Source organism: Streptomyces marinisediminis (genome assembly GCF_026262575.1).
Taxonomy (GTDB): Bacteria; Actinomycetota; Actinomycetes; order Streptomycetales; family Streptomycetaceae; genus Streptomyces; species Streptomyces marinisediminis.
The window spans coordinates 63,026-81,904 of sequence record NZ_JAPKFL010000026.1 but is presented as its reverse complement, the minus strand read 5'-3'; the positions used below and the strand labels follow the sequence as shown (position 1 = coordinate 81,904).

General features: G+C 70.6%; 24 protein-coding genes. 19 read left to right on the top strand and 5 right to left on the bottom strand.

The window, feature by feature from the left end; translation table 11 throughout:
* The 4 genes from OSB71_RS19760 to OSB71_RS19745 all read left to right on the top strand — a co-directional run.
* Window positions 1-585, top strand: a 585-nt coding sequence (locus tag OSB71_RS19760; protein ID WP_265949871.1) for a hypothetical protein, incomplete at its 5' end; no start/stop codon positions are given.
* 104 nt (window positions 586-689) lie between these two features.
* Window positions 690-1,223, top strand: coding sequence for a hypothetical protein (locus OSB71_RS19755; RefSeq protein ID WP_265949870.1), 534 nt, complete (start codon window positions 690-692; stop codon window positions 1,221-1,223).
* Between the two features lie 296 nt (window positions 1,224-1,519).
* Entirely contained in the window at window positions 1,520-4,420 is a 2,901-nt protein-coding gene (locus tag OSB71_RS19750) for an SCO1167/SCO6262 family helicase (RefSeq protein ID WP_265949868.1), read from the top strand.
* 80 nt (window positions 4,421-4,500) lie between these two features.
* Window positions 4,501-5,670, top strand: coding sequence for an SWIM zinc finger family protein (locus OSB71_RS19745; RefSeq protein WP_265949867.1), 1,170 nt, complete (start codon window positions 4,501-4,503; stop codon window positions 5,668-5,670).
* Window positions 5,671-5,771: 101 nt separating this feature from the next.
* On the opposite strand, the gene OSB71_RS19740 is transcribed toward OSB71_RS19745, so the two are convergent.
* The 4 genes from OSB71_RS19740 to OSB71_RS19725 all read right to left on the bottom strand — a co-directional run bounded on the left by OSB71_RS19740 (window position 5,772) and on the right by OSB71_RS19725 (window position 9,081).
* The gene (locus tag OSB71_RS19740) at window positions 5,772-6,569 is read right to left on the bottom strand and encodes a hypothetical protein (RefSeq protein ID WP_265949865.1); all 798 of its coding nucleotides are present in this window, start codon (window positions 6,567-6,569) and stop codon (window positions 5,772-5,774) included.
* Window positions 6,570-6,597: 28 nt separating this feature from the next.
* A complete protein-coding gene (locus tag OSB71_RS19735) occupies window positions 6,598-7,989 on the bottom strand; it encodes a hypothetical protein (protein ID WP_265949864.1) in 1,392 nt (463 codons plus the stop codon).
* Window positions 7,989-8,429, bottom strand: a complete 441-nt coding sequence (locus OSB71_RS19730; protein WP_265949862.1) for a hypothetical protein — start codon at window positions 8,427-8,429, stop codon at window positions 7,989-7,991. The genes OSB71_RS19735 and OSB71_RS19730 overlap by 1 nt, the downstream gene beginning before the upstream one ends.
* Before the next feature lie 220 nt (window positions 8,430-8,649).
* Window positions 8,650-9,081, bottom strand: a complete 432-nt coding sequence (locus tag OSB71_RS19725) for an ATP-binding protein (RefSeq protein WP_265949861.1) — start codon at window positions 9,079-9,081, stop codon at window positions 8,650-8,652.
* Between the two features lie 156 nt (window positions 9,082-9,237).
* Between OSB71_RS19725 and OSB71_RS19720 the strand changes: the two genes are divergently transcribed.
* Both OSB71_RS19720 and OSB71_RS19715 read left to right on the top strand, forming a co-directional pair.
* Window positions 9,238-10,074 (top strand): helix-turn-helix domain-containing protein, encoded by an 837-nt coding sequence (locus OSB71_RS19720; RefSeq protein WP_265949859.1) that lies wholly within the window; start codon window positions 9,238-9,240, stop codon window positions 10,072-10,074.
* Window positions 10,071-10,274 (top strand): DUF397 domain-containing protein, encoded by a 204-nt coding sequence (locus tag OSB71_RS19715; protein ID WP_265949858.1) that lies wholly within the window; start codon window positions 10,071-10,073, stop codon window positions 10,272-10,274. The genes OSB71_RS19720 and OSB71_RS19715 overlap by 4 nt, the downstream gene beginning before the upstream one ends.
* Window positions 10,275-10,888: 614 nt before the next feature.
* Here the strand turns inward: OSB71_RS19715 and OSB71_RS19710 are convergent.
* Complete coding sequence (locus OSB71_RS19710; RefSeq protein ID WP_265949856.1) at window positions 10,889-11,461, bottom strand: TetR/AcrR family transcriptional regulator; 573 nt, start codon at window positions 11,459-11,461, stop codon at window positions 10,889-10,891.
* A 91-nt stretch (window positions 11,462-11,552) separates the two neighbouring features.
* Between OSB71_RS19710 and OSB71_RS19705 the strand changes: the two genes are divergently transcribed.
* The 13 genes from OSB71_RS19705 to rplN all read left to right on the top strand — a co-directional run bounded on the left by OSB71_RS19705 (window position 11,553) and on the right by rplN (window position 18,877).
* Window positions 11,553-12,014, top strand: a complete 462-nt coding sequence (locus tag OSB71_RS19705) for a nuclear transport factor 2 family protein (protein ID WP_265949855.1) — start codon at window positions 11,553-11,555, stop codon at window positions 12,012-12,014.
* A 1,064-nt stretch (window positions 12,015-13,078) separates the two neighbouring features.
* On the top strand, window positions 13,079-13,387 hold the full coding sequence (rpsJ, locus tag OSB71_RS19700; RefSeq protein WP_016473429.1) for a 30S ribosomal protein S10: 309 nt from the start codon (window positions 13,079-13,081) through the stop codon (window positions 13,385-13,387).
* Window positions 13,388-13,400: 13 nt separating this feature from the next.
* Window positions 13,401-14,045, top strand: coding sequence for a 50S ribosomal protein L3 (rplC, locus tag OSB71_RS19695; RefSeq protein ID WP_265949846.1), 645 nt, complete (start codon window positions 13,401-13,403; stop codon window positions 14,043-14,045).
* 5 nt (window positions 14,046-14,050) lie between these two features.
* The gene (gene rplD, locus OSB71_RS19690; RefSeq protein WP_265949844.1) at window positions 14,051-14,725 is read left to right on the top strand and encodes a 50S ribosomal protein L4; all 675 of its coding nucleotides are present in this window, start codon (window positions 14,051-14,053) and stop codon (window positions 14,723-14,725) included.
* Window positions 14,725-15,066 (top strand): 50S ribosomal protein L23, encoded by a 342-nt coding sequence (gene rplW, locus OSB71_RS19685; protein ID WP_265949843.1) that lies wholly within the window; start codon window positions 14,725-14,727, stop codon window positions 15,064-15,066. The genes rplD and rplW overlap by 1 nt, the downstream gene beginning before the upstream one ends.
* A 40-nt stretch (window positions 15,067-15,106) precedes the next feature.
* Window positions 15,107-15,943, top strand: coding sequence for a 50S ribosomal protein L2 (gene rplB, locus OSB71_RS19680; protein WP_219091093.1), 837 nt, complete (start codon window positions 15,107-15,109; stop codon window positions 15,941-15,943).
* Window positions 15,944-15,957: 14 nt separating this feature from the next.
* Complete coding sequence (gene rpsS, locus OSB71_RS19675; RefSeq protein ID WP_055485903.1) at window positions 15,958-16,239, top strand: 30S ribosomal protein S19; 282 nt, start codon at window positions 15,958-15,960, stop codon at window positions 16,237-16,239.
* A gap of 43 nt (window positions 16,240-16,282) precedes the next feature.
* A complete protein-coding gene (rplV, locus tag OSB71_RS19670; RefSeq protein WP_265949874.1) occupies window positions 16,283-16,630 on the top strand; it encodes a 50S ribosomal protein L22 in 348 nt (115 codons plus the stop codon).
* Window positions 16,630-17,451 (top strand): 30S ribosomal protein S3, encoded by an 822-nt coding sequence (rpsC, locus tag OSB71_RS19665; RefSeq protein ID WP_265949841.1) that lies wholly within the window; start codon window positions 16,630-16,632, stop codon window positions 17,449-17,451. Before rplV ends, rpsC begins: the two co-directional genes overlap by 1 nt.
* 5 nt (window positions 17,452-17,456) lie before the next feature.
* Window positions 17,457-17,876, top strand: coding sequence for a 50S ribosomal protein L16 (gene rplP, locus OSB71_RS19660; protein ID WP_265949839.1), 420 nt, complete (start codon window positions 17,457-17,459; stop codon window positions 17,874-17,876).
* Window positions 17,876-18,100, top strand: coding sequence for a 50S ribosomal protein L29 (gene rpmC, locus OSB71_RS19655; RefSeq protein WP_265949838.1), 225 nt, complete (start codon window positions 17,876-17,878; stop codon window positions 18,098-18,100). The genes rplP and rpmC overlap by 1 nt, the downstream gene beginning before the upstream one ends.
* Window positions 18,100-18,408 (top strand): 30S ribosomal protein S17, encoded by a 309-nt coding sequence (rpsQ, locus tag OSB71_RS19650; RefSeq protein ID WP_265949836.1) that lies wholly within the window; start codon window positions 18,100-18,102, stop codon window positions 18,406-18,408. The genes rpmC and rpsQ overlap by 1 nt, the downstream gene beginning before the upstream one ends.
* 100 nt (window positions 18,409-18,508) lie before the next feature.
* Complete coding sequence (gene rplN / locus OSB71_RS19645) at window positions 18,509-18,877, top strand: 50S ribosomal protein L14 (protein ID WP_265949834.1); 369 nt, start codon at window positions 18,509-18,511, stop codon at window positions 18,875-18,877.
* The last annotated feature ends 2 nt before the right edge of the window (window positions 18,878-18,879 follow it).

The window sequence follows — 18,879 nt, the reverse complement described above, 5'->3', positions numbered from 1 at the left end:
GCGCGAGTTCTTTCAGGAGGTGTGGTGGCGGTGGGGAGTATGCGCGGATGGATGGCGAAGAGGTGGCCCGGTGGCGCGCGGTGGGCGCTGGGTCTGGCCGCGCTGGTGGGGGTGGCGGGATGCGCGTCCGGGGATGAGTCGTACGCGGTGCCGGAGCGGGTGTGCGGTGTGGAAATGAAAGAGGAGGTCGTTCGCTCCCTTCTACCGGAAGGCGAAGAACTTGTAGAGACAGGGAAACCTCTTCCGGCGAAGTTCAATTACTGCACCCTGGTGGTGGATGGTGAGCCGGAGTTGTGGGTCACCTTCGGTACGGAGTTTGAGCTTTACCACCCGCTGGAAGAGTATTCACACCAGTTCGAGGACGGTGATGAGATTACGTTGGACTTCGTCGGGCATGGCGGTGTGGACGACGACAACGCGAAAATCATCGCCGCGTGTAGTCTACCGGAGCGTCCCAACCTCATCAGCAATGTACTAGTGTCGCCTCCGGGCGGAGGCCCTGAAACGGCGCCACGCGCGGATTTGCAGCGTTTCGCGGTGGTTTACATGGCCGGTGCCAAGAGTGAGCTCGGCTGCCCCGGCTAGCGCTTTCCGGGCGTCCTGCGCGCCACGGCCGCCCGCCTTTGAGGGCGGAGTGGCGCGAGTTCTTTACAGGAGGTGTGGTGGCGGTGGGGAGTACGCGCGGATGGATGGCGAAGAGTTGGCCCGGTGCCGCGCGGTGGGTGCTGGGTCTGGCCGTGCTGGTGGGAACGGTGGGGTGCACGTCCGGGGATGAGCCGTACGCGGTGCCGGAGCGGGTGTGCGGTGTGGCCTTGGACCAGGCTGTTGTCAGGGCGGTCTTGCCGGCGGGGGAGAAGGTCTCGGGGTACGGGGAGCCGCTGACCCGGAGGTACGGAGTGTGTGGCCTGCTCGTGGACGGTCGGCCCGCGGTGCGGATTGCGTTCGGTACCGAGGAGAAGCTCTATTCCCCCGTCGAGGCAGCACCGACCAAGTTCTCGAACGGAGAGGAAATCTCTCTGGAGTTCCCGGGACGTGGTGCCCTGGATGACGACTACGTCATGATTCTCGCTGAGTGTGGCCTGCCGGAGCGCCCTCACATCATCGCCACGATGCAGGTGCCGCCCCCGGGAGGGGCGACCGCGCACGCATCACGCACGAATCTGGAGCGTTTCGCGGTGGACTATATGGCCGGTGCCAAGCGCGAGCTCGGCTGCCCCAGCTAGCGCTCTATCGGAGGAAGCCGACCGGGCGGGCGATGACCACTCGTCTGCGTACGGCATTTGCAGGGTCGGGCAGTAATGTAAAAGTGCAGGGTATTTCTTGTACGGGGACGCCGTTGGTCGCGTCCGGGTGCGGGCGGGGGCGCCAGCGGGTCGCCGCACGGGGGTTGTCGGCCGGTGGTGTGCCAGGTGTACACGGGGTGGCCGGGGGCCGCTCCTGTCTCCGTTTGCCTTTCGGCGACGTGCTGTGGTGCTTTTACCCCGGCGGTACGGCGAGCGTGGCGAGGGGCAGCGGGGATATGGCGCGGTGGGGGGTGCAGGCGGTGGAGGGCCCGGACGGGGCGCTGGCGTCGCCCGGCAGCACCGAGTGGCTTGCCGGGGCGCTGCGGGGTGGCTGGGCGGCGGTCTTCCTGGCGGACGACCCGCCGCGGGCGGGACGGCTGCTGTTGTGGCGGCCCCCGGGGAGCGTGCTCGCGGAGCCGTCCTCGCCGCTGCCGCCCGGTGTGGAACCCGCCGAGGCCGAACTGGTCCTGCCGCACGGCCCTCGTAGCGTGCGGCGTCGCGGCGTGCGGGGCTTCGCGGTGCCTCCGGCCGTCGCGGTCGCCGGACTGGTGCGCGGGCTGGGCGCGGACGGGCACGAGCCGGCGCATCCGTCCGCCGTGGCCTGGGCGCGGGCGGGGCGTCTGGCGCTGCGCCTGGTCGCCGAGGGGCGGCTCTACCCGGCACTGAGCCCGGGCGGGCACGACGCGTGGCGCGTGGGCCCGCGCGAGGCCGCCACCCGCCGGGCCGTGCGGGAACTGGCCGCCGCCTTTCCACCGCACGCGCACTGCGTGCCGGTGCCGGGGCCGCCGCCGGTGCGCATCGCGGACCCGGAGGCCCTGGTCGGCCAGTTCTGCGACGCGGTCGCGGACGCGCTGTGCCGTACGCCCGCGGCGCCGCTCGCGCACGGCCAGGCCCCGTACGTGCGGCACGCCGTGCTCCCCGCCCCGCGGCTGGCCGACTGGGCGGCGCGCACGGAGGCCGCGCTGGCGGACGAGGTGGGCGTGAGCCTGCGCGTCGAGTCGCCGACCGCCCGTCGGCAGGCGTTCCGCGCGGTGGTCCAGGTGCACGCGACCGGTGATCCGTCGCTGGTGCTGGACGCGGCGCGGCTGTGGTCCGATCCGGGGGAGGCGCGGCACCGGCTCGGTCCGCACGCCCAGTCGCAATGCCTGGTGAGGTTGCGGCGGGGCGCACGCGTCTGGTCGCCCCTGAGCCGGCTGCTGGACGAGCGGGCGCCCGAGGCACTGTCGCTGTCGGACGAGGAGGCGCTGGAGCTGCTGGGCGACGCCACCGACGCGTTGCGCGGTGCGGGGATCGACGTGCACTGGCCCCGGGAGGTGGTCCGTGAGCTGACGGCCACCGCCGAGATCGGCGGGCCCGGGGCGCCGGGTTCCACGGCACCCGGGCTGCTGGACGCCGACACACTGCTGGACTTCCGGTGGCGGATCGCGCTGGGCGGCTCGCCGCTCACCGAGGCCGAGATGGACGAGCTGGCCGACTCCCGGCGCCCTCTGGTCCGGTTGCGCGACCAGTGGGTGATCGCCGATCCGGCGCTGGTGGCCCGCGCCAGACGCCGCAGGCTGCGGCCGCTGGGGCCGATGGAGGCCCTCACCGCCGCGCTCACCGGCACCGCAACGGCCGACGGCGAGGCCGTCCCCTGCGCCCCGGCGGGTGCGTTCGCCGCACTCGTGGACCGGGTCCGCGCCGGGGAGGCGCGCCCGGTGGTGCCGCAGCCACCGAAGCTCACGGCCACCCTGCGCGACTACCAGCGGCGCGGCCTGACCTGGCTCGCCGACATGTGCGAGCTGGGCCTGGGCGGATGCCTCGCCGACGACATGGGCCTGGGCAAGACGGTGACCCTCATCGCCCTCCACCTGCACCGGCAGGGCCGGCCGGCCAGCGCGGGTCCCGCACTGGTCGTCTGCCCCGCCTCGCTGCTGGGCAACTGGCAGCGTGAGGTGGAGAGGTTCGCGCCGGGCACGCCGGTGCGCCGCTACCACGGGGGAGAACGGCACCTGGACGCCGTCGCGGCGGACGAGGTCGTCCTCGTCACCTACGGAGTGCTGCGGCGCGATCGGAAGGCACTGGCCGAAGTGCCCTGGGGGCTGCTGGCCGCCGACGAGGCGCAGCACGTGAAGAACCCGCACTCGGCCACCGCCCGCGAGCTGCGTGCCGTCCCGGCCAGGGCGCGGGTGGCGCTGACCGGCACGCCGGTGGAGAACAACCTGTCCGAACTGTGGGCCATCCTGGACTGGACGACGCCCGGCCTGCTCGGCCCGCTCGCCGCTTTCCGCGAACGCTACGCCCGGACGGCGGAGGGCGGCGAGGCGGAGGAGTCGGCGGAGGCCGCGGCGCGGCTGTCCCGGCTCGTCCGGCCCTTCCTGCTGCGACGCAGGAAATCCGACCCGGGTGTCGCCCCGGAGCTGCCGCCGAAGACGGAGACGGACCGGGTCGTCGCCCTCACCGCCGAGCAGGCGTCGCTGTACGAGGCCCTCGTGCGCGAGACGATGGCGCGGATCGCCGAGTCCGGCGGCATCGCGCGGCGCGGTCTGGTGCTCAAGCTGCTCACCGGGCTGAAGCAGATCTGCAACCACCCGGCGCAGTACCTGCGTCAGCCCGGGCCGCTGCGGGGCCGCTCCGGCAAGCTGGAGCTCCTCGACGAACTGCTGGGCACCATCACCGCCGAAGGCGAGTCCGTGCTGGTGTTCACCCAGTACGTCGCGATGGCACGGCTGATCGAGGCACACCTGACGGCACGCGGGCACGAGCCGCTGCTGCTGCACGGCGGTACCCCCGTGGCCCGCCGGGAGGAGCTGGTGGAACGTTTCCAGTCCGGGGCGAACCCGGTCTTCCTGCTGTCGCTCAAGGCCGCCGGCACCGGGTTGAACCTCGTCCGTGCGACGCACGTCGTGCACTACGACCGCTGGTGGAACCCGGCGGTGGAGGACCAGGCGACCGACCGGGCGTACCGCATCGGGCAGGACCGCCCGGTGCAGGTGCACCGCCTGGTCACCGAGGGCACCGTGGAGGACAAGGTGGCACGCCTGCTGGAGACCAAACGGGCGCTGGCCGACGCGGTCGTCGGCTCCGGGGAGGCCGCGCTGACCGAACTCGGGGACGCGGAGCTGGCCGAGCTCGTCGCGCTGGGCGGTACCGCGTGAGCCCGCGCGGCCCCGCCGCCGGACGTCGCCCGACGCGGCGCGGGCGGGCGTTCGCCGAGACCTGGTGGGGTCGAGCCTGGGTGGAGGCGCTGGAGGGCTCGACGCTGGACGCCGGACGGCTCTCGCGCGGCCGGACCTACGCCCGGGCCGGCGCCGTGGAGGAGGTCACCGTCCGCGCCGGTGTGCTCCGCGCCGACGTGCGGGGCAGCGACTACCACCCGTACCGCACAGCGGTCCGCCTGCCGGTGCTGAGCGACGCGCAGTGGGAGAGGCTGCTGGCGGCGACCGCCGCCGTGGCCGCGCACATGGCGGCGCTGCTGGACGGGGAGATGCCGCGGTTCCTGGCCGACGCCGCCGAGGCGGCGGACAGCCCCCTGCTGCCCCGCCCCGACGAGCTGGAGCCCTCGTGCTCCTGTCCCGACTGGGGGCGTCCGTGCAAGCACGCGGCGGCGCTGTGCTACGCCGTCGCCGCGACGATCGACCACGACCCCTTCGCCCTCTTCGCCCTGCGGGGGCGTACCCGGCGGCAGGTGCTCGGCGAACTGGAGCGTCGCCGTGCTCCGGTCGGCACGGGCGCGCCCGAGGCACCGGCCGGAGTGCCCGCCGCTGCCGCCTACGCGCGGTGGGCACAACTCCCGCGCCCGACCGCCGAACCGGGGACGACCGACCCGCCCGCCGCGGTCGATCGGTGCGCGCCCCTTCCTCTGGAGGACCCACCACCGGACAGCGGACTGACGGCCGACGGCCTCGCGACGCTGATCGCCGACACCGCCGGCCGGGCGCGCGAGCTGCTCACCGGGGACGTGACCTCCCTCGGGCTGACCGTGCGCCAGGACGCCGTGCGACTGACGACGACGCACCGCAGCCCGGAGTACTTCCACGGCCTGGTCAGCGGGACCGGCCTGCGTCCCCTGGAACTGGCCCGGCGCACCCGTGCCTGGCGACACGGCGGCCTTCCGGGACTCGCGGCCTGCGAGGACGTCTGGACACCGGAACGCACCACCCTGGCCGTGGCTCGGCACGCCGTCGCCGACGCGCTGGCGGACATGGCGGCGCCGGGCGGCACCCCGCCTCCGGTGCGCACGTGGCGGAACCGGCTCACCGCCGAGCACAGCGGTGTGCAACTGCGCCTGGGGCCGGACGGGAGGTGGTACCCCTACGTCCGTGACGACGGCGCGTGGTGGCCTTGCGCGCCCTCTGCCGCCGACCCGGTGGACGCCCTGACCGCCGCCTGGGAGGCCCGCCCGTAGCTTCGCGTCGGCCTGTGGCTGCGGCCGCTGAGCGGGGCCGCGTCCATCACCGCGCGGATGCCGTCGGGCTGTCACGGGAGTTCGGGTGTGCGCGGTGGGTGTCAGTTGCCGTCGTAGGTGACGAGTGTGCCGTTGAGTGCCTGGGCTACTCGGGTTCCGAGGCTGTAGTCGCACAAGGAGATGACCCAGTTTCCTGCCGAGACCATCACTTTGGGTACGCCTTTCCATTTCATGCTGTCGCGTAGGACCAGGTCGCGGGTTTTCGTGTCTGGGACGACGAACAGTGTGGCGCAGTTGAGGTCGCGGGTGGCGGCGGAGCCGGTGTCGCATTTGAGTGGTCCGGTGGGCATCTCCTCGCGGGAGGTGCAGCCCGCGGCCGAGTCGAGTGCGTCGGCGAGTTCGTGCACGTTGGCGTAGCGGGGGTGGTCGGGGATCTCGGGCAGTGGGTATTCCGGGACCGGCTTCTTGCCGATCGGTTCCAGGACGACGCCGCCCAGGGCGTCGGCGATGCGCGGGGCGTACGACCGGCCCAGGCCTTGCACGTTCACCAGCCAGTTGCCGGCCACCACGACCGTCTGCTTTGCGGTGCCCCTGCGCCGTGAGTCGACCGAGGTGCCGAGGGCGTCCCGGTCATACGTGGCGGGATCAGAGACGCTGATCTCTATGACGAACGTGATGCCACCGTCCAGCGCGCAGTCGAGGCCCGAGCCCTGGTTGTACGGGTTTCCCCGCCGCCGCAGGACCTCACACGGCATCCCGGCGTCGTCCAGGGTCTCCACGATGGCGTCCGCGGTCCGGTACACGGGCTGTGTCGGTACGTGGGCGGGCAACGGCACGTCTGGTGGCGGCTCGCCTCCGCGGCCGATGCAGCTTGCGAGTGTGCTGATGGCCAGCAGCACTCCGACGATCAGCGTCAGGCGCCGCGCGTCAACCCGTTTCGAGTGGGTGCGGGGCTGGGCCGGGGCTCGGTGACGGAACGGCATCTGGTCTCCGGCTCTCCGCAGGCGGTATCGGCGCGGGCTCTGTTGGCGCCTTTTCCGCGATCGCGTCCGGACCGAAGATCGGGTCGATCGCGGCGCGCTCACCGGACTCCAGTTGATCTTCCAACTGCTGTAGCGCATTCTGTCGCTCACGTTCACTCAAGTTGTTCCACAGTATCGCGTCGTCAATATGCGGCAGTATGTCGTCGTAGGCCTTTCCCCGAGGTTTGATGGCCCCGCCGCGCTCGTCGGAATCCTCGCCGTACATTTCGTTCGACTCACGCACTGCAGGTGTATCTGCGGCGTACAGTATGAGAAGTTCCTTGTCGCCCTCTGCGCCGTAGCTGCTGTCCTTGCGAATGTCGAGAAGATGGTAGGCGCTCATCCTCACGGCTTCGCCAGGATTCACCTCGATGTACTTTGCGAGCTCCGCGTCATCAAATTCTTTTACGTAGTTGCCATTCGGTAGAACGAATACTTCCTTGTAGGTTTCCAACACCTCTCTTGCGGTATCCAGCTTGATGTGTGTGATGCCGAGCGACTTGTCCGGCTTGAGGGTTTCGGCCAGCGTCCAGTTGAAGAAGCGTCCGAACGAGGCGACAGGGCCTTTGAGGCTGGGGTTGAAGTTCTGGTACCACTGCTGCTCCTGCCAGAGAATGGCCAGGAGGAGGCGTCTGCTGATGCCTGTTTCGGTCGCAGCCCGGTCGACGGAAGCCAGTACGTGAGGCGGGACGTTGATCGAGTGCAGGCCGTCCAGTCCGCCGCTCAGGCGCATGGCGATCGATATCGGGCTGGTCGTGTTCAGCGCTTCGGCGACCGTGTCGGGATCGGATACGTGCGTGAGGTTTTCGATCGTGCGCAGCATCACAGCCGCTGCCGAGTCGGCCTCGTTGGCCTTGGCGAGCGCCTCGTCTATCAGCGGTTGCGCGTGCCGTAACGGTTCGTCGCTCTCGTCCGGCCCCGGGGGCGAGAGAACGGGTACCTCGGATTGCAGGCGGCCGCTGTCGTCCCATGACAGGCCGTGTTTCCTCGCGTAGTCGAGGGCGCTGTTCAGGTTGCGTTGGGCGGTGGTGATGTCGTCGGCCAACCCGTCGTAGGTTTCGGCGAGCTTGTTGAGCACCCGCTTGGCGGCTTCGAAGTCGTCGGCGTGTTTCACGAAGCGGGTGCGGGCCGCTGTCCCGGTGTCGCCCACCCAGCATTGTTCCAACGTGGACGCGACCTCGTCGCGGGCGTAGGCGCCGATGAGGTCACATTGCTTCGCTGCGGCGACAGCGTCGTCCGCGGCGTTCCGCCATGCCGCTGGGTCGGCCGCCTGGAGATCTGAGACGTTGACGACCATCAGGCGCGGTCCAGCCAGCGTGCCGCCGCGACGAGTTCCGCCGCCACGGACTCGTCTCCGCTGATGTGCATGTCCATGGCCTTGTTCAGCGAGTCGGCGCCGTCCTCGACCAGATCGCTCAGTTCCTTGAGCCGTCCCTGCCATGCGGTGACGCAGTCGTCGCTCGCCGCTCCGGCCAGCCACGACGCGTGCGAGGTTCCCGCCGCCGCCGCGTCAGCCAGTTTCGCGTTCTTGCGGCCGTCGGAGGTGACCGTGCGCAGATCGTTCGCCTTGACGCGAATGGGCGCGTCGTCCAGCGAGAGATCGGGTCGAGTCGGGTAGCCCCTGCCGGGATCGTGGCCGGCGAGGTTCAGGCGGTGCCCGGGGGCTGCCTCCTCGGTGCGACGCAGCCGCTCGTGAGCCGCCTGCGTCAGTTGAGCCCACTCCTCGTCGAATGACATGCCCCACCCCAAGCCGTCGCATCAACTTGGGCGCACTGTAAGCGAGTTCGCTCGCCAGCGGGTTCGAAAGGAGTGCTTTTGGCCATGCGGACGCGACGTACTCGGGGTGGTGGAGGGAGGCCGTCGGACGTCGGCTTTGCACGCTGTCGGCGGGCAGTCGGGCGGGAGGCTGGGGCAGGGCGGGTCGGCGCGTGGGTGGCGACGGCGGGTGTGGCGGTGGTCAGTGGGGCAGGGTGAGTTCGGCCCAGACCGTCTTGCGCGGCACGGGGCCGGTGCGCACGCCCCAGCGGTCGGAGAGCGCGGCGACGAGCAGCAGGCCGCGGCCGGACTCCGCGACGTCGGTGGGCGGTTCCGCGTCGGTGGCCGGGAGCCGGTCGCCCCGGGTGTCGGTGACCTCGATGCGCAGGGTGGCGCCGGTGACGGCCAGGTCCAGCCGGAAGTCCCGGCCCGGCACGCGGCCGTGGAGGACGGCGTTGGCCGCCAGCTCCGCGACGACGTGCGCGGCGCGCTCGCTCGGCAGCCCCCAGGAGCCCAGGTGCGCGACGGTCAGCAGCCGTGCGAGCCGCGCCCCGCGCCGGGTGGCGGAAAGCAGCACGGTGAACTGCCGCACCGGTGCTCGGCTCTCGGTCGTGGTGGTGATTTTCGCGTTCACCTGTCTCACTGTCCGTGCCCGGACGTACCGTGAACAGTGACGCGGCCCGCACGGAGGGTGAACGGTCCGGGCGTTGCCGGGGTCTTGTCCGGGCTGTCCGGGGTGACCGGGCGCCGTCCGGCGGCGTTGCGTACGGCACGACGGAGGTGGGCGGTTATGGACGATGACGGCCTGTTGGACGACGGCCTGGAGGACGACTCCGGCGCGCTGATGCGCGCGGTCGGCCGCCAGGTCAAGCTGTGGCGCGAGGACGCCGGGATGACCCAGGCCGAGCTGGGCACCGCGCTCGGCTACAGCGAGGAGATGATCTCGGCGGTCGAGCGCGGCAGACGCCTGCCGAAGCCGAACCTGCTGGAACGCGCGGACGAGGTGCTGGGCGCCGGCGGCAAGATCAAGGCGATGGTCAAGGAGGTCGCGGAGGCCCGCTACCCGCGCAAGGTACGAAGCCTGGCGCGCGTGGAGGGCGAGGCCGTGGAGATCAACGCTTACGAGAACCATAACCTTCATGGCTTGTTGCAGACGGAGACGCATGCGCGGGCGCTCTTCCGTATGCGTCGACCGTTCCTCGGTGATGAGGTGGTTGAGCGGGGCGTTGCGGGACGAATCGCGCGGCAGTCGATCCTCGGGCAACCAGGGGCGCCGGTCTTTGGCTTCGTACAGGAGGAAGTGACGCTTCGGCGCCCGCTTGGGGAACGCGAGGCACACCGTGAGCAGCTGAAGCGGTTGCTTGAAATCGGAGAGTTGCGCAACGTCGAGCTTCAGGTGATGCCGACCAACCGTACAGACCATGCGGGGATGGGCGGCCCGCTGCAGCTGCTCAAGCTTCGCAACGGCCGTACGCTTGGCCACGTTGAGGTCCATGGCTACGCGCGGTCCATCCCAGACGCGCGGGAGGTGCAACGCCTGGAGATTCAGTATGGGATTATCCGAGCCCAGGCGCTCACACCCCGCGAGTCGCTGGAGTTCATCGAGAAGCTGCTGGGAGAAACATGAGCGACAAGTCCGCACCCGCTGCTGAACTGGCGTGGTTCAAGAGCAGCTACAGCAACAGCGAACCCGACTCAAGCTGTGTCGAGGTCGCCGCCGCTACCTGTGCGGTCCACGTCCGCGACTCGAAGGCTGCGGACGGTCCGCAGCTCAAGCTGTCCTCCGGAGCATGGGGCGAGTTCGTGGCCTACGTCGCACGGAGCTGATCGGCCTCACGGAGCTGGTGTGGTGCAAGCGCAGCCACAGCGGCGACGAGCATGACGCCGACTGCGTGGGAGTCGCGCCTGCCGTTATCGGCGTCGGCCACGTGTGGGCTGTCAAGGGCGTGGCTGGTCGGAGTCTCGTGGTCTCGCGGGGTGCGCGGGCCGGGTTCGTGTCGGCCCGTCGCTGAGTTCGCGTGCGTTCGAGCAGGGGTCGGCAGTCTCCGGGCGGCCGGTACGTGGGGCCCGGCCTTCTGTTCTTCCTGGTGGCGCTGTCGCGAGGTGGGGGCGTCCAGCGCGGGGGAGTGGCTGGTGGCGTAGGGGTGCTTGGCCTGCGGCGGCGTCGGGTGAAGGTCGTGGTCCGGAGCAGGTCCCGACCATCCGTGGGCCTCGGCCCCCGCTCCGTGCACTTCAGCGGTCGGGGGCCGCACTGCTGCGGTTGTGCTCGAACCCAACGTCTCGGACCCAACGTGCCGAGCCGGTGCCCGCCCGCGCCGGGGGTGTTGCCCGTTGCCGGGTCGGTTGGGTTGCCGCCGTGCCGGGGCGCCGCCGTGCTGGCCGTGCGCGAGGGTGCGGCGCTGAGCCGGGGTCCCTGCGGCGGTGTGTGTGGGCGGGGAGGGTCAGGTGTGCGGGGTGGTGGTCAGGAGGGTGTGGGCGGCGGCGCGGGCCTGGGGGGCGGTGCACGGGTCGGCGGTGAGGGCGGCGTTGCTGATCGCCCCGTCGACGAGGATCGCGAGCTGGGTGGCCAGGCCGGCCGGGTCCGCGACGCCCAGGGGGCGGACGAGCCCGGTGAGGTAGGCGTGCAGTGCCCGCTTGTGCTCGCGGGCGGCGTGGGTCACGTCCGCCGAGGCGGGGCCCAGCTCACCGACGGCGTTGACGAAGGCGCAGCCCCGGAAGCCGGGGGCGGCGAACCAGGCGTGCAGCCAGTCGAAGACGGCGAGCGGCGCGGCGTCGGGGGTGGCGGCGTGGGCGGTGACGTAGGCGGCCAGGTCGGCCCGCCAGCGGGCGTCCCGGCGTCGGAGGTAGGCGGCGACCAGCTCGTTCTTGGACGCGAAGCACCGGTACAGGCGCTTGAGCGAGAGCCCGGACGCGGCGCGGAGCTCGTCCATGCCCACGGCCTGGACGCCGCGCGCGTAGAACAGCTCCTCGGCGGCGTCGAGCAGGCGGGCGCGGGTGTCGGCGTCGTCGGTCATGGGCTCCCCTGGCGGTGAGAACGATCGTTCTCTAGGGTAGGGTCAACGACGGGAGAACGATCGTTCTCCCGGTTGCGGGAGGAGTCACGCCATGGAGCCACGGCCGCCGTTCGACGAGGCCGGTGCCCGACGCAAGGTGCGGGCCGCCGAGGACGCGTGGAACACGCGGGACCCCGAGCGCGTCGCGCTCGCCTACACCGAGGACTCGGTGTGGCGGAACCGCGACGCGTTCCTGCGGGGCCGCGAGGAGATCGTCGCGTTCCTGCGCGCGAAGTGGCGCCGCGAGCTGGATCACGCGCTGCGCAAGGAGCTGTGGAGCTTCGGGCCGCACCGGATCGCCGTCCGCTTCCAGTACGAGTGCCGGGACGCCGCCGGGCAGTGGTGGCGCAGCTACGGCAACGAGCTGTGGGAGTTCACGGAGCAGGGGCTGATGTCCCGCCGGGAGGCCAGCATCAACGACGTGCCGATCGCGGAAGGTGACCGCCGGATCTTCGGGCCACGGCCGGAGGCGGATGGCGATGCGGCCCTGACGGGGTCGCTGCCGGTCCGGTGACCGCGCCCGGCCGCGCCCCGGCCAGCCGTGCGCCGCGAGGTGGACCCGGGTCGCGGACGACCGCCGTGAGCAGGCTGGCCGCCCCGGGCCGAGCGTGCCAGGGTCGACCCTGTCGTCCCGGCACGGCCGCGCCCGGCTCCGGCCGACCACGCCCCGGCCGACGTGACCCGGCCAGTCATGCCCGCCCGGCCGTGCCGGGACCGGCCGCCGCCTCGGGCGACCCCGTCCCGGCCCCGGGTCGCTGTGCCCGGGCCGGGCCGCGCCGACGCCGTCCGTCGCGCCGGTCGGGCCGTCCCGGCTGGCCACGCCCCGGCCCCGGCTGACCGGTTCCGTACCGACCCGGGCCGCGCTCGGCTCCGGCCGTCGTCCGCGCCGATCGCGCCGTGCGCGGTCGCGCCCAGCGCACGGTCGCGCCCAGTGCGCGGTCGCGTCCGCGTGTCGGCCCGCGCTCGTGCCGCGCGGGCGGTCGTGGCCGGGGTGGGGCGGTGTGGAGAACTGGCCGGGGTGGGCAGGCATGCCGGTGTGCGGAGCCGGGTAACGTTCCGGGTGGAGCGCGTGCACGGTCCCCGGGCAGGTGCGCGGACGCGGGCGGGGCGCGACGGCGAACCCGGCGTCCAGCGCCCACCGCGCGCGGCGAGCGCGTCGGCGGCCCGCGGGGTGTCCGCCCGGTGCCGTCGCCCCGGAGCGGGTCCGGCCGGTGGCCGACGTGAGGGCCCCGCGGCCGATTGGCGACGGCTCTGTCCTGTATGGCACACTGTTCCGGTTGCTCGGTTGAGTGCCGATGCTGTGCGCCTCCCGCCGGGAGGACTGGAAGCGAGTCCCAGGTACTCGTCGCTCCTCGTCAGGAGCGGAAGTACGGGAATCTTCCGGGAAGCGCGGGAGGGGCTTTTAACCAGGCACCCGGTGGGTTTCTTCCCCCGGTTCCTTCCCCGAGGGACCTCTCCGGCCACGGAGAAGTACGAGAGGGAACACGACACGCCCGACCGCGTGGGTCGAGGTGCCGGGTGGAACCACGGAGCCGCCGGGTTCCAGAGCGTTACGAGAGACAGGACTACGAAGTAGCCATGGCGGGACAGAAGATCCGCATCCGGCTCAAGGCCTACGACCACGAGGTCATCGACAACTCGGCGAAGAAGATCGTCGAGACGGTGACGCGCACTGGTGCGTCGGTCGCGGGCCCGGTGCCGCTGCCCACTGAGAAGAACGTGTACTGCGTCATCAAGTCGCCGCACAAGTACAAGGACTCGCGCGAGCACTTCGAGATGCGCACCCACAAGCGTCTGATCGACATCCTCGACCCGACGCCCAAGACCGTTGACTCGCTGATGCGCCTGGACCTTCCGGCCGGCGTTGACATCGAGATCAAGCTCTGAGGGGTGCGGGAAGATGGCTAAGCAGATCAAGGGCCTCCTGGGCGAGAAGCTCGGCATGACCCAGGTCTGGGACGACAACAACCGTGTCGTCCCGGTAACCGTCGTCAAGGCCGGGCCCTGTGTCGTCACCCAGGTGCGCACCGCAGACCGTGACGGCTACGGCGCCGTCCAGATCGCCTTCGGCGAGATCGACCCGCGCAAGGTGAACAAGCCCCTCAAGGGCCACTTCGCCCAGGCGGACGTCACGCCCCGGCGCCACCTCGTGGAGATCCGCACCGAGAACGCGTCCGAGTACACGCTGGGCCAGGAGATCACCGCCGAGGTGTTCGAGTCCGGTCTCAAGGTCGACGTGACCGGCAAGTCCAAGGGCAAGGGCACCGCCGGTGTCATGAAGCGTCACGGCTTCCACGGCGGCAAGGCGTCCCACGGCGCGCACCGCGTGCACCGCAAGCCCGGCTCCATCGGTGGCTGCGCCACGCCGGGCCGTGTCTTCAAGGGCATGCGCATGGCGGGCCGCATGGGCAACGAGCGGGTCACCACCCAGAACCTGACCGTCCACGCCGTTGACGCGGAGAAGGGACTGCTGCTCATCAAGGGCGCCGTCCCCGGTCCGAACGGCGGCCTCGTCCTGGTCCGTACCGCGGCCAAGGGGGCCTGAGGTAGATGAGCACCATTGACATCCTTTCGCCGGCAGGCGACAAGGCCGGGACCGTCGAGCTCCCCGCGGAGATCTTCGACGCGAAGGTCAGCGTTCCGCTGATCCACCAGGTCGTCGTCGCACAGCTGGCCGCTGCCCGTCAGGGCACGCACAAGACCAAGACCCGTGGCGAGGTCCGCGGCGGTGGCAAGAAGCCGTACCGCCAGAAGGGCACCGGCCGCGCCCGTCAGGGCTCGACCCGCGCGCCGCAGTTCGCCGGCGGTGGCACCGTGCACGGTCCCGTGCCGCGTGACTACGCCCAGCGGACGCCGAAGAAGATGAAGGCCGCCGCCCTGCGCGGTGCCCTCTCCGACCGTGCCCGGCACGACCGCGTCCACGTGGTGACCGGCGTGGTCGAGGGCGACGCCTCCACCAAGGCCGCCAAGACCCTGTTCGGCAAGCTGACCGAGCGCAGGAACGTGCTCCTGGTCGCCGACCGGGCCGACGAGGCCGCGTGGCTGTCCGCCCGCAACCTGCCCCAGGTGCACATCCTGGAGCCGGGCCAGCTGAACACGTACGACGTGCTCGTCTCCGACGACGTGGTCTTCACCAAGGCCGCCTACGACGCCTTCGTCGCCGGGCCCGCCAAGGCCGGTAAGGCCGTCGCCTCCGAGGCCGAGCTCGAAGGGAGCAACGCCTGATGAGCGAGGCCACCGCCACCGCGGCCGCCACGGTCACCAGCACCACCTTCACGGACCCCCGTGACGTGCTGCTGAAGCCCGTGGTCTCGGAGAAGAGCTACGCGCTGCTGGACGAGAACAAGTACACGTTCATCGTCGACCCGCGCGCCAACAAGACCCAGATCAAGCAGGCCGTCGAGGCGGTCTTCTCGGTCAAGGTCACCGGGGTCAACACGATCAACCGGCAGGGCAAGCGCAAGCGCACTCGCACCGGTTTCGGCAAGCGCAAGGACACCAAGCGCGCCATCGTGACCCTCGCCGAGGGCGACCGTATCGACATCTTCGGCGGCCCGGTCTCCTAACGGGGACAGGAGCCGTCCGATATCGGACGAGGACTGAGAAATGGGTATCCGCAAGTACAAGCCGACGACTCCTGGCCGTCGTGGCGCCAGCGTCGCCGACTTCGTCGAGGTCACGCGGTCCACGCCGGAGAAGTCGCTGGTCCGCCCGCTGCACAGCAAGGGCGGCCGTAACAACGCCGGTCGTGTGACCGTCCGCCACCAGGGCGGTGGCCACAAGCGCGCCTACCGCGTGATCGACTTCCGTCGGCACGACAAGGACGGCGTGCCGGCCAAGGTCGCGCACATCGAGTACGACCCCAACCGCACCGCGCGCATCGCGCTGCTGCACTACGCCGACGGCGAGAAGCGCTACATCCTCGCGCCGCGCGGCATCCAGCAGGGCGACCGGGTCGAGAACGGCCCCGGGGCCGACATCAAGCCGGGCAACAACCTGCCGCTGCGCAACATCCCGGTCGGTACGACCATCCACGCGATCGAGCTGCGGCCCGGCGGCGGCGCGAAGTTCGCCCGCTCCGCGGGTGCCGCCGTGCAGCTCCTCGCGCGGGAGGGCTCCATGGCCCACCTGCGCATGCCGTCCGGTGAGATCCGCCTGGTCGACGTCCGCTGCCGCGCCACCGTCGGCGAGGTCGGCAACGCCGAGCAGTCGAACATCAACTGGGGCAAGGCGGGCCGCAAGCGCTGGCTGGGCGTGCGCCCGACCGTCCGCGGCGTCGTCATGAACCCGATCGACCACCCGCACGGTGGTGGTGAGGGTCGTACCTCCGGTGGTCGCCACCCGGTGTCCCCGTGGGGCCAGAAGGAAGGACGTACGCGCTCGCCGAAGAAGGCCAGCAACAAGTACATCGTCCGCCGCCGCAAGACGAACAAGAAGCGCTAGGAGGCGGGTTTTCGATGCCGCGCAGTCTCAAGAAGGGGCCCTTCGTCGACGACCACCTGATCAAGAAGGTGGACGCACAGAACGACGCGGGCTCCAAGAACGTCATCAAGACCTGGTCCCGCCGCTCCATGATCGTCCCGGCCATGCTCGGCCACACGATCGCGGTGCACGACGGCCGCAAGCACGTCCCGGTGTTCGTCACCGAGTCGATGGTCGGCCACAAGCTCGGCGAGTTCGCGCCGACCCGCACCTTCCGCGGCCACGTGAAGGACGACCGCAAGTCGCGTCGTCGCTGATCGGCTGGGTGCAACGACTATGACTGACACCGAAGGGACAACCATGGAAGCCAGGGCCCAGGCGCGCTATGTGCGCGTCACGCCCATGAAGGCCCGCCGGGTGGTGGACCTTGTTCGCGGCATGGACGCCGCGGAGGCTCAGGCGGTCCTGCGTTTCGCCCCGCAGGCCGCGAGCGTGCCGGTGGGCAAGGTGCTCGACAGCGCCATCGCCAACGCCGCGCACAACTACGACCACACCGACGTGAGCACCCTGTTCGTCAAGGAGGCCTACGTCGACGAGGGCCCGACCCTGAAGCGTTTCCGTCCGCGCGCCCAGGGCCGCGCCTACCGGATTCGCAAGCGGACGAGCCACATCACGGTGGTCGTCGGAGCCAAGGAAGGGACCCGGTAATGGGCCAGAAGGTTAACCCGCACGGGTTCCGCCTCGGCATCACCACGGACTTCAAGTCCCGCTGGTACGCCGACAAGCTCTACAAGGACTACATCAAGGAAGACGTCGAGATCCGCCGCCTGCTCACGCAGGGCATGGAGCGGGCCGGCATCTCCAAGGTGGAGATCGAGCGCACCCGCGACCGCGTGCGCGTGGACGTGCACACCGCCCGTCCGGGCATCGTCATCGGCCGCCGCGGCGCCGAGGCGGAGCGCATCCGCGGCAAGCTCGAGAAGCTGACCGGCAAGCAGATCCAGTTCAACATCCTCGAGGTGAAGAACCCCGAGCTGGACGCCCAGCTCGTGGCGCAGGCCGTCGCCGAGCAGCTCTCCTCCCGCGTCTCCTTCCGTCGCGCCATGCGCAAGAGCATGCAGTCGACGATGAAGGCCGGGGCCAAGGGCATCAAGATCCAGTGCGGCGGGCGTCTCGGCGGTGCCGAGATGTCGCGCTCGGAGTTCTACCGCGAGGGCCGGGTGCCGCTGCACACGCTCCGCGCCAATGTCGACTACGGCTTCTTCGAGGCCAAGACCACCTTCGGCCGCATCGGCGTCAAGGTGTGGATCTACAAGGGCGACGTGAAGAACATCGCCGAGGTCCGTGCCGAGAACGCCGCCGCGCGCGCCGGCAACCGTCCCTCCCGCGGCGGCAACGACCGTCCGCGCCGGGGCGGCGGCGAGCGCCGTGGCCGCAAGCCGCAGCAGCAGCAGGCCGCCGCCGAGGCCCCCAAGGCCGAGGCGAACGCCGCCGCCGCTCCGGCTGAGAGCACCGGACAGGAGGCCTGACCGCCATGCTGATCCCCCGCAGGGTCAAGCACCGCAAGCAGCACCACCCCAAGCGGACCGGTATGGCCAAGGGCGGTACCGAGGTCGCGTTCGGCGAGTTCGGCATCCAGGCCGTGACGGCCGCCTACGTCACGAACCGGCAGATCGAAGCGGCTCGTATCGCCATGACGCGTCACATCAAGCGTGGTGGCAAGGTCTGGATCAACATCTACCCGGACCGTCCGCTGACCAAGAAGCCCGCCGAGACCCGCATGGGTTCCGGCAAGGGCTCGCCGGAGTGGTGGGTCGCGAACGTCAAGCCCGGCCGGGTGATGTTCGAGCTGTCCTACCCGAACGAGAAGATTGCTCGTGAGGCGCTCACCCGCGCTGCTCACAAGCTTCCGATGAAGTGCCGGATCGTGCGGCGCGAGGCAGGTGAGTCGTGATGGCGGCCGGTACCAAGGCCAGCGAGCTGCGTGAGCTGAACAACGAGGAGCTCGTTGTGAAGCTGCGTGAGGCCAAGGAGGAGCTGTTCAAGCTCCGCTTCCAGGCGGCTACCGGTCAGTTGGAGAACAACAGCCGGCTGAAGGCCGTCCGCAAGGACATCGCCCGGATCTACACCCTGATGCGGGAGCGCGAGCTCGGCATCGAGACGGTGGAGAGCGCCTGATGAGCGAGACGAATGTGACTGCTACTGCGAACAACAGCGGCTCCGCCGCGGGCAACGAGCGCGGCTTCCGCAAGACGCGCGAGGGCCTTGTCGTCAGCGACAAGATGGACAAGACCGTCGTCGTCGCCGTCGAGGACCACGTCAAGCACGCGCTGTACGGCAAGGTCATCCGCCGTACCAACAAGCTCAAGGCGCACGACGAGCAGAACGCCGCGGGCGTCGGCGACCGCGTCCTCCTGATGGAGACCCGGCCGCTGTCCGCGACCAAGCGCTGGCGCGTCGTCGAGATCCTCGAGAAGGCCAAGTAATTCCTGAAGGCAGCAGCCTTCTGGACAGTTCCGCCAGGCTCGGCAGGGGCCGCCGCCAGGCGCCCCCTGCCGGGAACCGGCAGACGATCAGGAGATAGACGTGATCCAGCAGGAGTCGCGGCTTCGCGTCGCCGACAACACGGGTGCGAAGGAGATCCTTTGCATCCGCGTTCTCGGCGGCTCGGGTCGCCGCTACGCGGGCATCGGCGACGTCATCGTCGCCACCGTCAAGGACGCGATCCCCGGTGGCAACGTGAAGAAGGGTGACGTCCTCAAGGCCGTCATCGTGCGCACCGTCAAGGAGCGCCGCCGCCCCGACGGCTCGTACATCCGCTTCGACGAGAACGCCGCCGTCATCCTCAAGAACGACGGCGACCCCCGCGGCACCCGTATCTTCGGCCCGGTGGGCCGTGAGCTGCGCGAGAAGAAGTTCATGAAGATCATCTCGCTCGCGCCGGAGGTGCTGTGAGC